The sequence below is a fragment of the Aquincola agrisoli genome (genome assembly GCF_036621135.1).
In the GTDB taxonomy this organism is placed as follows: domain Bacteria; phylum Pseudomonadota; class Gammaproteobacteria; order Burkholderiales; family Burkholderiaceae_C; genus Aquincola; species Aquincola agrisoli.
This window is the reverse complement of sequence record NZ_JAZIBG010000058.1, coordinates 11,259-25,705: the sequence shown is the minus strand read 5'-3', so window position 1 is coordinate 25,705 and position 14,447 is coordinate 11,259. Positions and strand designations below refer to the sequence as shown.

12 protein-coding genes and 2 riboswitches are annotated in these 14,447 nt (G+C 71.8%); of the genes, 7 read left to right on the top strand and 5 right to left on the bottom strand.

Going from position 1 to position 14,447, the window contains the following annotated elements:
• Nucleotide 1: 1 nt before the first annotated feature.
• Entirely contained in the window at nt 2-649 is a 648-nt protein-coding gene (locus tag V4F39_RS26540; RefSeq protein ID WP_332293256.1) for a YceH family protein, read from the bottom strand.
• A gap of 4 nt (nt 650-653) precedes the next feature.
• Complete coding sequence (locus tag V4F39_RS26535; RefSeq protein WP_332293255.1) at nt 654-1,436, bottom strand: SDR family oxidoreductase; 783 nt, start codon at nt 1,434-1,436, stop codon at nt 654-656.
• 168 nt (nt 1,437-1,604) lie between these two features.
• On the opposite strand from V4F39_RS26535, the gene V4F39_RS26530 reads away from it, so the two are divergent.
• From V4F39_RS26530 to V4F39_RS26520, 3 genes are read left to right on the top strand one after another with little or no spacing between them, the layout of a single operon-like run.
• A complete protein-coding gene (locus V4F39_RS26530) occupies nt 1,605-3,290 on the top strand; it encodes an electron transfer flavoprotein-ubiquinone oxidoreductase (RefSeq protein ID WP_332293254.1) in 1,686 nt (561 codons plus the stop codon).
• Between the two features lie 15 nt (nt 3,291-3,305).
• Nucleotides 3,306-4,682, top strand: coding sequence for a DUF2868 domain-containing protein (locus V4F39_RS26525; RefSeq protein WP_332293253.1), 1,377 nt, complete (start codon nt 3,306-3,308; stop codon nt 4,680-4,682).
• Between the two features lie 10 nt (nt 4,683-4,692).
• Nucleotides 4,693-6,168 carry a GTPase gene (locus V4F39_RS26520; protein WP_332293252.1) on the top strand — a complete coding sequence of 492 codons (1,476 nt, stop codon included), beginning with the start codon at nt 4,693-4,695 and terminating at the stop codon, nt 6,166-6,168.
• Between the two features lie 32 nt (nt 6,169-6,200).
• Here the strand turns inward: V4F39_RS26520 and V4F39_RS26515 are convergent, their stop codons facing one another.
• On the bottom strand, nt 6,201-6,836 hold the full coding sequence (locus V4F39_RS26515; RefSeq protein WP_332293251.1) for a nucleoside/nucleotide kinase family protein: 636 nt from the start codon (nt 6,834-6,836) through the stop codon (nt 6,201-6,203).
• A 72-nt stretch (nt 6,837-6,908) separates the two neighbouring features.
• Here V4F39_RS26515 and V4F39_RS26510 point away from each other — a divergent pair, with 72 nt between their 5' ends.
• Nucleotides 6,909-7,076 carry a hypothetical protein gene (locus tag V4F39_RS26510; protein ID WP_332293250.1) on the top strand — a complete coding sequence of 56 codons (168 nt, stop codon included), beginning with the start codon at nt 6,909-6,911 and terminating at the stop codon, nt 7,074-7,076.
• Between the two features lie 7 nt (nt 7,077-7,083).
• Here V4F39_RS26510 and V4F39_RS26505 read toward each other — a convergent pair whose 3' ends face one another.
• Both V4F39_RS26505 and V4F39_RS26500 read right to left on the bottom strand, forming a co-directional pair.
• Nucleotides 7,084-7,869: an enoyl-CoA hydratase gene (locus tag V4F39_RS26505; RefSeq protein WP_332293249.1), complete on the bottom strand. Its 786-nt coding sequence runs from the start codon at nt 7,867-7,869 to the stop codon at nt 7,084-7,086.
• A 38-nt stretch (nt 7,870-7,907) separates the two neighbouring features.
• Nucleotides 7,908-9,554, bottom strand: a complete 1,647-nt coding sequence (locus tag V4F39_RS26500) for an acyl-CoA synthetase (RefSeq protein ID WP_332293248.1) — start codon at nt 9,552-9,554, stop codon at nt 7,908-7,910.
• A gap of 101 nt (nt 9,555-9,655) precedes the next feature.
• A riboswitch (glycine riboswitch) is annotated at nt 9,656-9,758 on the top strand.
• A 9-nt stretch (nt 9,759-9,767) separates the two neighbouring features.
• Nucleotides 9,768-9,881: riboswitch (glycine riboswitch) on the top strand.
• A gap of 72 nt (nt 9,882-9,953) precedes the next feature.
• Here V4F39_RS26500 and gcvT point away from each other — a divergent pair.
• The 3 genes from gcvT to gcvP are packed head-to-tail and all read left to right on the top strand — an operon-like array spanning nt 9,954 to nt 14,403.
• Nucleotides 9,954-11,066 (top strand): glycine cleavage system aminomethyltransferase GcvT, encoded by a 1,113-nt coding sequence (gene gcvT / locus V4F39_RS26495; RefSeq protein WP_332293247.1) that lies wholly within the window; start codon nt 9,954-9,956, stop codon nt 11,064-11,066.
• 55 nt (nt 11,067-11,121) lie between these two features.
• Nucleotides 11,122-11,496: a glycine cleavage system protein GcvH gene (gene gcvH, locus V4F39_RS26490; protein WP_332293246.1), complete on the top strand. Its 375-nt coding sequence runs from the start codon at nt 11,122-11,124 to the stop codon at nt 11,494-11,496.
• Nucleotides 11,497-11,514: 18 nt separating this feature from the next.
• Nucleotides 11,515-14,403: an aminomethyl-transferring glycine dehydrogenase gene (gene gcvP / locus V4F39_RS26485; RefSeq protein WP_332293245.1), complete on the top strand. Its 2,889-nt coding sequence runs from the start codon at nt 11,515-11,517 to the stop codon at nt 14,401-14,403.
• Nucleotides 14,404-14,447 lie beyond the last annotated feature (44 nt).

Here is a 14,447-nt window from a genome sequence, read left to right as displayed (position 1 = left end):
GCTACGCCAGGTCGACGCCCAGTTCGGACGCCAGCCGCTGGACCTGCGCGCGCAGCGTGGCGACCTCGGCCTGCAGGGCGGCGAAGGCCTCGGCATCGACGCCCCCGGCCGCCGCGGCGGGCGACGCGGCACGGGCCGTCACCGCCGGCACGGCGGCCTCGCCGCACAGCAGGTGCGCCCAACGGGCCTCGCGCTCGCCCGGCGAGCGCGCCAGCTTGAGCACCCGCGGCGGCGTCTTGCCGGCCAGCTCGTCGAGGAAGGCGTCGACCGACGAGGTGTCGGCGAAGCGGTGCAGCCGCTCGGCGTTGGCGCGCAGCTCGGCCGCGGTCTGGGGGCCGCGCAGCGCCAGCACCGCCAGCAGCGCGGCCGCGGCGCCGGGCACGCCCAGGCCGCGCGGCGCGTTGTGCTGGTAGCGTGTGACGCGGTTGCCGCTCACCTCGTTGATCAGGTGCAGCTCGCGCAGGCCCTCCAGCGCGGCCAGCACGTCCTGCTCGCTGAGGTTCATCACCGGGTCGCGCGCGGTCTTCTGGTTGCAGCCGGCCGTCAGCGCGTTGAGCGACAACGGGTAGGTGTCGGGCACCGTGGCCTGCTTCTCCATCAGCACGCCCAGCACCCGCGCCTCGGCCAGGGTCAGATCGCGTTGGCTCATCGGCTCACAGGCTGAAGCCGTCGTCGGCGGCGATGACCGCGCCGTTGACAAAGTGGCTCTCGTTGGCGCACAGCATCATCAGCGCGGCATCGAGGTCCTTCGGCTGGCCGACCCGCTTGCGCGGCATCATGCCCACCAGCTTCTGGCCGGCCTCGGTGGACCAGTGGTGGTGGTTGATCTCGGTGTCGATGTAGCCGGGGCACAGCGCGTTGACATTGATGCCGTAGCGGCCCCACTCCAGCGCCATCGCCTTGGTCATGTGCACCACGGCCGCCTTGCTTATCGCGTACACGCCGATCTTGGACAGCGGCCGCAGGCCGGCCATCGACGCGATGTTGACGATGCGCCCGCCGGTGTAGGTGCCGGGGGCGGCGCCGTTGGCGCGCGCGATCATGCGCTTGGCCACCTCCTGCGCAACGAAGAACGCGCCGCGGATGTTGGTGTTCATCACGTGGTCGTAGTTCTCGGGCGTGACGTCGGTGAGCTTGGCCGTGTGGCTCACGCCGGAGTTGTTGACCAGGATGTCGATCGCGCCCACTTCCGTCTCGGCATGGGCGATGCCGGCGCGGATGCTGGTGGGGTCGGTGACGTCCATGCCGACCACGTGCGCGTCGCCGCCGGCGCCTTCGATCTCCGCCCGCAGCGTCTTCAGCCGATCGAGGCGGCGCGCGCTCAGCACCACGGCGGCACCGGCTTCGGCCAGCACGCGCGCGAAGTGGCAGCCGAGCCCGCTCGACGCACCGGTGACCAGGGCCACGCGGCCCGACAAATCGATCTTGTAGCTCATGCGGTGGGCTCCTCCAACGAGGCCTGCTTCATTCGGACCGAATGACGATAGCACGCAGGCGCCGCCCCGGCGGCAGGGCCGGGGGGCTCCCACGAGCCACCGGGGCCGGCCACTTAGAATCGCAGGCTGACCGCTGAAGCCACGAACCCTCGAGACAAGGAACGCCGGATGACCCCGCAGGAGATTCTTGAACAGTTCGGCCCCCGCGAGGCCATGGAATACGACGTGGTGATCGTCGGCGCCGGCCCCGGCGGCCTGGCCACCGCGATCCGCCTGAAGCAGCTCGCGGCCGAGCAGGGCAAGGAGATCTCGGTGGTCGTGCTCGAGAAGGGCAGCGAGCCCGGCGCGCACATCCTGTCGGGCGCGGTGATGGACCCGCGCGCCATCACCGAGCTGTTCCCCAACTGGAAGGAACTGGGCGCCCCGCTCAACCAGCCCGTCACCGGCGACGACATCCTCTTCCTGTCGGAGACCGGCAGCACCCGCACGCCCGACTGGCTGGTGCCCGGCAACTTCCACAACGACGGCTGCTACGTGGTGTCGCTGTCGAACGTGGTGAAGTGGATGGCGCAGCAGGCCGAGGGCCTGGGCGTCGAGATCTTCCCCGGCTTCGCCGCCGCCGAGGTGCTGTACGACGGCGAGGGCCGGGTGAAGGGCGTGGCCACCGGCAACATGGGCATCGGCAAGGACGGCGAGCCCACGGCCGACTTCCAGCTCGGCATGGAGCTGCTGGGCAAGTACACCGTGTTCGCCGAAGGCGCCCGCGGCCACCTGGGCAAGCAGCTCATCGCCCAGTTCAAGCTCGACGCCGGCAAGGACCCGCAGACCTACGCCATCGGCATCAAGGAGCTGTGGGAGATCCCGGCCGACAAGGCGAAGCCCGGCCTGGTGGTGCACACCGCCGGCTGGCCGATGGTGGACGACACCTTCGGCGGCGGCTTCCTGTACCACCTCGAAGGCAACCTGGTGACGCTGGGCTTCGTGGTCGGCCTGGACTACCAGAACCCCTTCATGAGCCCCTTCGAGGAGATGCAGCGCTGGAAGACGCACCCCGCGATCCGCGCGCACATCGAGGGCGGCAAGCGCATCGGCTACGGCGCGCGCGCCATCAACAACGGCACCCCGCAGGCGCTGCCCAAGACGGTGTTCCCGGGCGGCGCGCTGATCGGCTGCGACGCCGGCTACCTGAACGCCGCGCGCATCAAGGGCAGCCATGCGGCGATCAAGTCCGGCATGCTGTGCGCCGAGGCGATGGTCGACGCCCTGGGCGCCGGCCGCGCGCAGGACGAGCTCGGCGCCTACCCCGCCGCCTTCGAAGCGAGCTGGCTCCACGAGGAGCTGCAGCAGACGCGCAACTTCAAGCTCTGGTTCAAGAAGGGCAAGCTGGTCGGCAACGTGATGACCGGCATCGAGCAATGGCTGCTGCCCAAGCTGGGCATCAAGAACCCGCCCTGGACGCTGCACGGCACCAAGCGCGACAACGAAACGCTCAAGCCGGCCGCCAGCAGCACGCCGATCGCCTACCCCAAGCCCGACGGCAAGCTCACGTTCGACCGGCTCTCATCGGTGTTCATCAGTAACACCAACCACGCCGAGAACCAGCCCGCGCACCTGACGCTGAAGAACGCCAGCGTGCCGGTGAACATCAACCTCGCGCAGTTCGCGGGCCCCGAGAGCCGCTACTGCCCGGCGGGCGTGTACGAATTCGTGAAGAACGATGACAACACCGATCGCCTCCAGATCAACGCGCAGAACTGCGTGCATTGCAAGACCTGCGACATCAAGGACCCGACGCAGAACATCGTCTGGGTGACGCCCGAAGGCGGCGGCGGGCCGAACTACGCGGGCATGTAAGCCCCCGCAGCGCCGGTGACCGAGGACGACGCCCGCAGGTTCCTGCTGCTGCGCGCCTACGAGGCGCCGCTCGCGCCGCCCTGGACGGACGCCGATGCCCTGGCCGCCACGGAGGCGGCGGCGCGGTCCGTCGGCGAGCAGGGGGGCGCCGAGCGCTTCCTGGCCGCCCGTGCCGCCGAAGGCACAGCCCGGCTGCTGCCGCGTGAACCCGCCGCGGGCCGTGCCCTGCAGGCGACCGGCCGGCCCCGCTGGATCGGTGCGGCGCTCGTGGCGCTGGCGCTGGCCATCGGCCTGGCCAGCCCCGTGCTCGGGCCGTCGAAGCAGCTGAACCTGCTGGCGCCGCCGCTGCTGGCGCTGCTGTGCTGGAACCTGCTGGTCTATGCCGCCATCGCGGCCGCCGCGCTGCGCCGCGACGCCCCGCCCGGCGCGCTGCGCCGATGGCTGGCCGGCGTGCCGGCGCGGGTGGGCGGCGCAGCCCCGGGCGCCTCCGCCACGCCCGCCGCGCGCTTCCTGGCCGACTGGTCGCGGCGCGCCGCGCCGCTGTGGTCGGCCCGCGCGGCCTGCTGGCTGCATGCCGCGGCGGCGGCGCTGGTGGCCGGCCTGCTGGGGGCCATGTACCTGCGCGGGCTGGCTTTCGAATACCGCGCGGGCTGGGACAGCACCTTCCTCTCGGCCGAGGCCGTGCGGGCGCTGCTCTCGGCGGTGCTCGGCCCGGCCTCCGCGCTCAGCGGCATCGCCCTGCCCTCGGCCGACGAACTGGCGCGCCTGCGCTTCTCGGCCGGGCCCGGCGAAAACGCGGCGCGCTGGATCCACCTGCACGCCATCACCGCGGCGCTGGTGGTGCTGCTGCCGCGCGCGCTGCTGGCTGTGTCGGCGGCGTGGCGCGCGCGCCGCCTGGCCCGGCGTTTCCCGCTGGCGCTCGACGACGCCTATGCGCAGCGCCTGCTGCGCAGCCACCGGGGCGATGCGGCCGCGGTGCGCGTGCTGCCCTACAGCTACCAGCCGACGGCGCAAGCGCTGGACGGGCTGCGCAGCGTGATGGCGCACAGCTTCGGGCCGCGCACCGAGGTGCAGGTCGATGCGCCGATGCGCCAGGGCGACGAGGAGCGGCTGGCCGATGTGCCCGGCACGGGCGCCGCGCCGGGTTTTGTGCTGTTTGCGCTCAGCGCCACGCCGGAGCGCGAGACCCACGGCGCCGTCGCCGAGGCACTGCCCGGTGCGCGGCTGCTGGTCGACGAGTCGGGCTTCGCGCAGCGCTTCGGCGCCACGCGCACGGCGCAGCGGCGCGAGGCCTGGACACGCATGCTCGCCGGCCTGCAGCGCACGCCGATCTTCATCGACCTCGCCGCGCCGGACCTGGCGGCCACCGACGCCGCGCTGCAGCGCGGATGAACCGACCGCCATGACGCCGCCCGCCTCCGCCGCCCCCGCCACCATCGGGCTCAGCCTCGTCTCGCACACCAACGTCGGCAAGACGACGCTCGCCCGCACGCTGCTGGGCCGCGACATCGGCGAGGTGCGCGACGAGGCCCACGTCACGCAGGAAGCCGAGGGGCACGCGATGGCCGAGTCGCCCGAGGGCGACCGGCTGGAGCTGTGGGACACGCCGGGCTTCGGCGACAGCGTGCGGCTCGCGCGCCGCCTGGAGCAGGCGGGCAACCCGATCGGCTGGTTCCTCGCCGAGGTCTGGGACCGCTTCCGCCACCGGCCGTTCTGGTCGGCCCAGCGGGCGATGCGCAACGTGCTGGAACGGGCCGACGTGGTGCTCTACCTCGTCAACGCCTCCGAGTCACCGGCCGACGCCGGCTACCTCGATGCCGAGCTGAAGGTGCTGCAACTGCTGGGCAAGCCGGTGGTCGTGCTGCTGAACCAGCTCGGCCCGCCGCAGCCGCGCGCGCAGGAGGAAGCCCAGCGCAGCGCCTGGCAGCAGCGGGTGGGCCGGCCGGTGCTGCCGCTCGACGCCTTCGCCCGCTGCTGGGTGCAGGAAGGCGCATTGCTCGACGCGGTGGCGGCTGCGCTGCCCGAAGGGCGGCGCGCGGCGTTCGAGCGCCTGCGCCGGGCCTGGGAGGCGCGCAGCTGCGGCGTGTGGCAGGCGTCGATGGACGAGCTGGCGCACCGGCTCGCACAGGCCGCCACCGACCGGGAGCCCCTGCCGGCGGCGGGCTGGGGCGGGCGGCTCAAGTCGCTGGGCAGCGCGGTCGGCCGCTCGCTCGGCCTCGCGGCCGACACGCAGGACGGCCCGCAGCAGCAGGCGATGAGCGCGCTCGCGCAGCGCGCGGCGGACGCGCTGCGCCAATCGACCGACCGGCTGATCGCGCTGCACGGCCTGGACGGCCGCGCGACCGATACGGTGCTGGCGCGGGTGGCGGAGCAGTTCGCGCTGCGCGGGCCGGTCGACGAAGGGCGCGCCGCGCTCTGGGGCGGCGCCGTGACGGGCGCGCTGGCCGGGCTGAAGGCCGACCTGCTCTCCGGCGGCCTGACGCTGGGCGGCGGCATGCTGGCCGGCGGCCTGATCGGCGCGCTCGGCGCGGCGGGGCTCGCCCGCGGCTTCAACCTGATGCGCGGCGTGGACAGCGCGAGCCTCGCTTGGTCGGAGCCGGCGCTCGACGAACTCGCGCACGGCGCGCTGCTGGGTTACCTGACGGTGGCGCACTACGGCCGCGGCCGCGGCGACTGGCAGGCCACCGAGCACCCGGTGTTCTGGAACGACCGCGTGGCCGAGGTGGTGGCGCGGCACCGCGAAGCGCTGCATGCGGCCTGGGCGCGGCGCGACGAGCCGGCATCGGCCCTGCAGCCGGCGTTGCGGCAGTGGCTGCTCACCGCGTCCCAGGACCTGCTGGCCTCGCTCTACCCCCAGCACGCGGCGCTGCTGCGCTGAGCAACCGCCCGCGCGCCCGTCCCCGCAGGGGGTCAGTCGATGCGCACCACCCAGTCGGCACGGGCACGCGTCGCCTCGATGCGCCGCGCGTTCGGTTCGTCGGTGGACTGCACCCAGGCGCGCGCCGCCTCGGGCGAGCGGCCGAAGCGTTCGTGGCGGGCGGCCAGCCGTGCGCGCCGCACCGCATCGTCGCCCTCGACGTACCAGCATTCGGTCAGCAGGCCCCGCACCTCGGCCCAGGGGCCGTCGTCGAGCAGCAGGTAATTGCCCTCGGTGATGACCAGCGGCACCTCGGCCGGCACGCCGATCGCGCCGGCCACCGCGTCCTCGATCTCGCGGCGGTACTCGGGGGCATGGACGGTCTCGCCCGCCCGCGCCGCCCGCAGCCGGCCCAGCAGCGACACGTAACCGGCCGCATCGAACGTATCCGGCGCGCCCTTGCGCCCTGCCCGGCCGAGCCGCGCCAGTTCGGTGTTGGCGAGGTGGAAACCGTCCATCGGCACGACAACGGCGCGGCCGCCGAACGCCTCGGCCAGCCCCTGGGCGAGCGTCGATTTGCCCGCGCCGGGCGCCCCCGCCAGGCCCAGCAGCACCCGCCCGCCGGCGGCCAGCAGGCGCTCCGCCCGCACCAGCACCTCAGGGGAAACCCGGTTACGACTGCTCGACATCACTTGTCATCCGATCGCCATACCACGCCGTTAGGGGTCGGCGCGGCGCCATCCAGCCGCGATCCGAACAGCATGATGATCCAGAAATCCGCTCATCCCGTGCAACCCGCCGGCCGCCGCAGCGACCGGCTGGACCCTCCCACCGACAAGGGCCAGAAGTTCGAGCCCTTCTTCATCCCCGCTCTGGGCCGGGACCGCCGCAGCATGGCGCATGAACTGCGCATGGACCAGCGCCGCTGATCCGCCGTCATTTACGCTTGTCGATGAACGCCTGCACGCCGTCCAGGGCCGCGGCGTCCATCATGTTGCAGGCCATCGTGGCCGCCGCGTCCGCGTAGGCGGCCTCGATCCCCACCTCCAGCTGCCGGTAGAACAGGGCCTTGCCCATCGCGACGGCCACCCGCGGCTTCTCGACGATGCGCGCGGCCAGCGCCTGCACCTCGCCGGCGAGCCGGTCGTCCGGCACCACGCGGTTGACGAGGCCCCGCTCCCGGGCCTCCTCGGCGCCGATGAAGTCGCCGGTCACCAGCATCTCGAACGCCGCCTTGCGGCCCACGTTGCGCGACAACGCCACCGCCGGCGTCGAGCAGAAAAGGCCCAGGTTCACGCCGCTGACCGCGAAGCGCGCGCTCTGCGCGGCCACCGCCAGGTCGCACATCGCCACCAGCTGGCAGCCGGCCGCCGTGGCCAGGCCCTGCACCTGCGCGATGACCGGCACCGGCAGCCGCTGAACGCTCATCATCATCCGGCCGCACTGCGCAAAAAGGCGCTCGTAGTAGCCCTGCGAGGGCAGTGCTCGCATTTCTTTCAGATCGTGCCCGGCGCAGAAGGCCTTTCCTGCGGCGGCCAGCACCACCACGCGCACCTCCGTGTCGGCCGCCAGCGCATCCAGCTCATGCTGCAGCGTGGTGAGCAGGTCTTCGCTGAGCGCGTTGAAGGCCTGCGGCCGGTTCAGCGTGAGGGTCGCGATGCCGCGGGCGTCGGTCGTGCGCAGCACCAGCGGCGCGCCCGCATCCTTAGGGGGGTGAGTCATGACTGCCCTTCGTCCACTGAGTGCATCGGCCGGTCCCCTCATTCGATCGCACTCGCCGAACGCGCGCGCTCGCGCAGCTGGAACTTCTGGATCTTGCCGGTCGAGGTCTTGGGGATCGGCTCGAAGCGGATCTCCCGCGGCACCTTGTAGCCCGCCAGCAGCCCCTTGCAGTGGGCGATCAGCGCGGCCGCGTCGACCTCCGCGCCTGGCTTCAGCTCGACGAAGGCCACCGGCGTCTCGCCCCACTTCGGATCGGGCCGGGCCACCACCGCGCAGGCGACCACGGCGGGGTGGCGGTACAGCGCGTCCTCCACCTCCAGCGAGCTGATGTTCTCGCCGCCGGAGATGATGACGTCCTTGCTGCGGTCCTTGATCTTCACGTAGCGGTCGGGCTCCAGCACGGCCAGGTCGCCGGTGTGGAACCAGCCGCCGGCGAAGGCCTGCGCGGTGGCGGAGGGGTTCTTCAGGTAGCCCTTCATCACGATGTTGCCGCGGAACATGATCTCGCCCATCGTCTGGCCGTCGGCCGGCACCTCGGCCATCGTCTGCGGGTCGAGCACGGTCATGCCTTCCTGCAGCGCGTAGCGCACGCCCTGGCGACCGTTGAGCCGCGTCTGCTCCGAGAGATCTTCGGCCGCCCAGCCGGCGCGCTTGGCGGCCACGCTGGCCGGGCCATACACCTCCGTCAGGCCGTAGACGTGCGTGATGTCGAAGCCGATCTTGGCCATGCCCTCGATCATCGCGGCCGGCGGCGCCGCGCCGGCCACCATGCCGCGCACGCCCGCCAAGCCTTCGCGCAGCGCCGGGTCGGCGTTGATGATCAGGCCGTGCACGATGGGTGCGGCGCAGTAGTGCGTCACCCCGTGCTCGCGCATCGCGTTCAGGATCGCCGCCGGCTCCACGCGGCGCAGGCACACGTGCGTGCCGGCCTGCATCGCCACCGTCCACGGGAAGCACCAGCCGTTGCAGTGGAACATCGGCAGCGTCCAGAGGTAGACCGGGAACTGCGGCAGCGTCCAGGTCACCGCGTTGCACACCGCATTGAGGTAGGCGCCGCGGTGGTGGGTGACCACGCCCTTCGGGTCGCCGGTGGTGCCGGAGGTGTAGCTCACCGCGATCGCATCCCACTCGTCGGCCGGGCCCTCCAGCCGCGGCAGCGGCGCATGCGCGGCGAGCAGCGCCTCGTACTCGTGCGTGCCCACGCGCTCGGCTGGGCCGGCGTGTTCGCTGTCGCAGACGTCGATCACCACCGGCTGCCGGCCATGCTCGCCGCGCAGGCGGCGCAGCGCATCGGCCATCAGCCCGCCGTATTCGCTGTCGGTGATGAGCACCGCGGCTTCGCAATGGTTCATCTGCCAGGCCAGCAGCGGCGCGTCGAGCCGCGTGTTCAGCGTGTTGAGCACCGCGCCGAGCGCCGGCACCGCGTAGTGCGCCTCCACCATCTCCGGCGTGTTGGGCAGCATCACGCTCACCGTGCTGCCGGGGCCGACGCCCAGCGCCTGCAGCGCCGCGGCCAGGCGCGCCGAGCGCTCGCGCGTCTGCGCCCAGGTGTAGCGGCGGCGGCCATGGATCACCGAGGGCAGGTCGCCGAAGACCCCGGCCGTGCGTTCGACGAAGCTCACCGGGGTGAGCGCGGTGTGGTTGGCGGCCGTCTTGTCGAGGCCTTGCCGATAGATGTGCGTCACTGGAAGTCTCCTGCGGGGGCCGGGGCGTTGTACGCCCGGCGCCGGCGGGACGTCAATGCGCCAGGTCAAATGCCGGGCCGGACGCATCGCCTGGGCTACACTGATCCGGCACAGGAGAGAGCCGGCGCGGTGTTGTCGCGGCGGCCGCCGAAGGCGCAGGGGTCGACGACCTCGAACGCTCAGGCAAAAGGACTGGCAAGGCGCCCCGCAAGGGCGCTCCTCACTGGAGAGAGGCGGACCTTCGAGTCCGCCCACCGAAGGGGCAAGCGGCAGCACCGGCAACGGCGCACCGCCAATCTCTCAGGTAAAGCGGACAGCGAGGGCTTCTCCCCCACCCAAATCGTTTCCGGGCGGTTATGGTGGGCGATCGACGGCCCTCGACCCTGTTGGGAGACACGCATGTCCGCTGACCTGCTCCAGACCCCGCTGCACGCGCTGCATGTGGAACTCGGCGCCAAGATGGTGCCGTTCGCCGGCTACGAGATGCCGGTCAACTACCCCGGCGGCATCATCGCCGAGCACCGGCACTGCCGCACATCGGCGGCGCTGTTCGACGTCTCCCACATGGGGCAGCTGCGCCTGCTGGGCGCCGATGCCTCGGCGGCCCTGGAGAGCCTGGTGCCGGCCGACATCGTCGACCTGGGCGTCGGCAAGCAGCGCTACACGCAGCTCACCAACACGTCGGGCGGCATCCTCGACGACCTGATGGTGACGCGGCGCGAGAGCGACCTCTTCCTCGTCGTCAATGCCGCCTGCAAGACGGACGACACGCGCCACCTGATGACGCACATCGGCCACCGCTGCCAGATCGTGCCGCTGCCCGACCGCGGGTTGCTGGCCCTGCAGGGCCCGAAGGCGGTGCAGGCGCTGGCCCGGCTCAACGCCGACGTCGCCAGGCTCACCTTCATGACCGGCGGCAGCTTCCCGATCAACGGCGTCGAGTGCTTCATCACCCGCTCGGGCTACACCGGCGAAGACGGCTTCGAGATCTCGATGCCCGCCGAAGAAGCCACCGCCATCGCCCGCCAGCTGCTGGAGCAGCCCGAGGTGAAGCCCGCCGGCCTGGGCGCCCGCGACACGCTGCGGCTGGAAGCGGGCCTGTGCCTCTACGGCCACGACATCAACACCACCACCACCCCGATCGAAGCGGGCTTGGCGTGGTCGATCCAGAAGGTGCGGCGCCACGGCGGCGCGCGTGCCGGCCACTACCCGGGCGCCGCGACGATCGAACGGCAGCTCGCTTCCGGCGCCGTGATCAAGCGCGTGGGCCTGGTGGGCCTCGAGCGCATCCCGGTGCGCGAAGGCGCCACGCTGCACGACGTCAAGGGCCACAAGCTGGGCCACGTGACCAGCGGCACGCTGTCGCCCACTGTCGACAAGCCTATCGCGATGGCCTACCTGGCCGTGAACCACGCGCACCCGGCCAACGAGGTGTACGCCGACGTGCGCGGCAAGCGCCTGCCGATGCGCATCGCCGGCATGCCGTTTGCACCTCACCGCTATCAGCGCTGAGCCGCCCCCCGCCCAACGAATCACCCTCCAACAGAACCGAACCAGGAGAACGCCCATGACGACCAAGTTCACCGCCGACCACGAGTGGATCAACATCGAGGACCACGAGGCCGCCGTCGTCGGCATCACGCTGCACGCGCAGGACGCGCTGGGCGACGTGGTCTTCGTCGACCTGCCCGAGGTGGGCAAGAGCTTCAAGAAGGGCGAAGTGGCTGGCGTCGTCGAGTCGGTCAAGGCTGCCGCCGACCTCTACATGCCCGTCACCGGCGAGATCGTCGAGGTCAACGAGGCGCTGCGCGACAACCCCTCGCTCGCCAACTCCGACCCGATGGGCGAAGGCTGGTTCTTCAAGGTGCACGTCACCGACATGGCCGACTTCGACCAGCTGATGGACGACCCCGACTACCAGGCCCTGCTGAAGACGCTCTGATCCACCCCTGCCCTGCCCATGCTCATGCCCGCCCTCCAGCCGTTGGCCACCCTTGAACACGAAGGCGAGTTCGCCACCCGCCACATCGGCCCCGACGCCGCCGAGGAGGCACGGATGCTCTCGGTCATCGGCGCGGCCTCGCGCCGCGCGCTGATCGACGCCATCGTGCCGCGCAGCATCGCGCGCAGCGCCCCGATGCAGCTGCCCGCGCCGCTCACCGAAGCGCAGGCGCTGGCCGAGCTGAAGGCGCTGGCCGGCCGCAACCGGCTGCTGAAGAGCTTCATCGGGCAGGGCTACCACGGCACGCTGACGCCGGCCGTCATCCTGCGCAACGTGCTCGAGAACCCCGCCTGGTACACGGCCTACACGCCCTACCAGGCCGAGATCTCGCAGGGCCGGATGGAAGCGCTGCTGAACTTCCAGACCATGGTGACCGACCTCACCGGCATGGCCATCGCCAACGCGTCGATGCTCGACGAGGCGACCGCCGCCGCCGAGGCCATGACGCTGGCGCTGCGCGTGGGCAAGAGCAAGTCCACCACCTTCTTCGTGGCCGACGACGTGCTGCCGCAGACGCTGGCCGTGGTGCGCACGCGCGCCGAGCCGCTGGGCATCACCGTGCAGGTGGGCGCCGCGGAAGACGCCGGCCAGGCCGACGCCTTCGCGGCGCTGCTGCAATACCCCGGCGTCACCGGCCGCGTGCGCGACCTGCAGCCGCTGATCGACGCGGTGCATGCGCGGGGCGGGCTGGCCGTGGTGGCCGCCGACCTGCTGTCGCTGGCGCTGCTGGTGCCGCCGGGCGAGCAAGGCGCCGACATCGTCGTCGGCAACACGCAGCGCTTCGGCATGCCGATGGGCTGCGGCGGCCCGCACGCCGCCTACATGGCCACGCGCGACGAGTTCAAGCGCTCGCTGCCCGGCCGGCTGGTGGGCGTCAGTGTCGATGCACACGGCCACCCGGCCTACCGGCTGGCGCTGCAGACGCGCGAGCAGCACATCCGCCGCGAGAAGGCCACCTCCAACATCTGCACCGCCCAGGTGCTGCCGGCCGTGGTGGCCAGCATGTACGCCGTCTACCACGGTGCCGAAGGGCTGCGGCGCATCGCCCGCCGCGTGGCGAGCTACACCGCGCTGCTGGCCGAGGAGCTGAAGCAGCTGGGCTTCACGCTCGTGCATGGCGAAGCCTTCGACACACTGGAAGTCGCCACCGGCGACCACACCGGCGCGCTGCTGGCCGCCGCCGAAGCCGCCGGCATGAACCTGCGCCGCGCCAGCGTGACCAGCCTGGGCATCACGCTCGACGAAACCACCACGCGCGCCGACCTCACCGCGCTGTGGTGCGTGTTCGCCGGCCGAGAAGGCGCGCCCGCGTTCGACCGCCACGAAGCCGGCATCGCCCCGCTGATCGCGCCGCACCTGCTGCGCAGCAGCGCCTACCTCACGCATCCGGTGTTCAACACGCACCACAGCGAGACGGAGATGCTGCGCTACATCCGCAGCCTCTCCGACAAGGACCTGGCGCTCGACCGCACGATGATCCCGCTCGGCTCGTGCACGATGAAGCTGAACGCCACCAGCGAGATGATCCCCATCACCTGGCCGGAGTTCGCGCACATGCACCCCTATGCGCCCGCCGACCAGCAGCAGGGCTACGCGCTGCTGAACGAGCAGCTCTGCGCCTGGCTGGTGCAGGCCACCGGCTACGCGGGCGTGAGCCTGCAGCCCAACGCGGGCTCGCAGGGTGAATACGCCGGGCTGCTGGCCATCCGCGGCTGGCACCTGTCGCGCGGCGACGGGCAGCGCACGGTCTGCCTGATCCCCGAATCCGCGCACGGCACCAACCCAGCCAGCGCGCAGATGGTGGGCATGCAGGTGGTGGGCGTGAAGTGCGACGCGATGGGCAACGTCGACCTGGCCGACCTGGAAGCCAAGTGCGTGAAGCACGCGGCGCAGCTGGCCGCGGTGATGATCACCTACCCGTCGACCTACGGCGTGTTCGAGCCCCGCGTCAAGGAGCTGTGCGCGCTGGTGCACCGCCACGGCGGGCGGGTGTACGTCGACGGCGCGAACATGAACGCGCTGGTCGGGGTGGCCGCGCCGGGCGAGTTCGGCGGCGACGTGAGCCACCTCAACCTGCACAAGACCTTCTGCATCCCGCATGGCGGCGGCGGCCCCGGCGTGGGGCCGGTGTGCGTGGCGGCCGACCTGGTGCCGTTCCTGCCGGGCGGCAGCGCCAAGGCGCACGGCGTGGGCCCGGTCTCGGCCGCGCCGCTGGGCAATGCGGCGGTGCTGCCGATCACCTGGATGTACATCCGCATGATGGGCACCGAGGGTCTGACCGCGGCCACCGAGACCGCCATCCTCAGTGCCAACTACATCGCCGCGCGGCTGGCCGACCATTACGACATCCACTTCAGCGGCAACCTCGACGGCATCCAGGGCGGCGGCGTGGCGCACGAGTGCATCCTCGACCTGCGCCCGCTGAAGGACATCGCCGGCGTGAGCGCCGAAGACGTGGCCAAGCGCCTGATCGACTACGGCTTCCACGCGCCGACGCTGAGCTTCCCGGTGGCCGGCACGCTGATGGTGGAACCCACCGAGAGCGAGCCGCTGGTGGAGCTCGACCGCTTCTGCGACGCGATGATCGCCATCCGCGGCGAGATCGCGAAGATCGAGCAAGGCGCCTGGCCGCGCGACGACCAGCCGCTGAAGAACGCGCCGCACACCGCCGAGGCGCTGCTGGCCGCCGACTGGCCGCACGCCTACAGCCGCGAGGAAGCCGCCTACCCGGTGCCCGCGCTGCGGCGCGCGAAGTACTGGAGCCCGGTGGGCCGGGTCGACAACGTGTACGGCGACCGCAACCTGTTCTGCAGCTGCGTGCCGATGAGCGAGTACGCAGAGGGCTGAGGGGCCCGTTAATCGGTTCTTAATCCGCCTAAGAACTTGTTAAA

Excerpts from the sequence above, each read along its gene's own strand:
- V4F39_RS26535 (WP_332293255.1), bottom strand. The coding sequence starts at position 1,436 with ATGAGCTACAAGATCGATTTGTCGGGCCGCGTGGCCCTGGTCACCGGT.
- V4F39_RS26520 (WP_332293252.1), top strand. The coding sequence starts at position 4,693 with ATGACGCCGCCCGCCTCCGCCGCCCCCGCCACCATCGGGCTCAGCCTC.
- gcvT (WP_332293247.1), top strand. The coding sequence starts at position 9,954 with ATGTCCGCTGACCTGCTCCAGACCCCGCTGCACGCGCTGCATGTGGAA.
- gcvP (WP_332293245.1), top strand. The coding sequence starts at position 11,515 with ATGCTCATGCCCGCCCTCCAGCCGTTGGCCACCCTTGAACACGAAGGC.
- V4F39_RS26540 (WP_332293256.1), bottom strand. The coding sequence starts at position 649 with ATGAGCCAACGCGATCTGACCCTGGCCGAGGCGCGGGTGCTGGGCGTG.
- V4F39_RS26505 (WP_332293249.1), bottom strand. The coding sequence starts at position 7,869 with ATGACTCACCCCCCTAAGGATGCGGGCGCGCCGCTGGTGCTGCGCACG.
- V4F39_RS26530 (WP_332293254.1), top strand. The coding sequence starts at position 1,605 with ATGACCCCGCAGGAGATTCTTGAACAGTTCGGCCCCCGCGAGGCCATG.
- gcvH (WP_332293246.1), top strand. The coding sequence starts at position 11,122 with ATGACGACCAAGTTCACCGCCGACCACGAGTGGATCAACATCGAGGAC.
- V4F39_RS26515 (WP_332293251.1), bottom strand. The coding sequence starts at position 6,836 with ATGTCGAGCAGTCGTAACCGGGTTTCCCCTGAGGTGCTGGTGCGGGCG.
- V4F39_RS26510 (WP_332293250.1), top strand. The coding sequence starts at position 6,909 with ATGATGATCCAGAAATCCGCTCATCCCGTGCAACCCGCCGGCCGCCGC.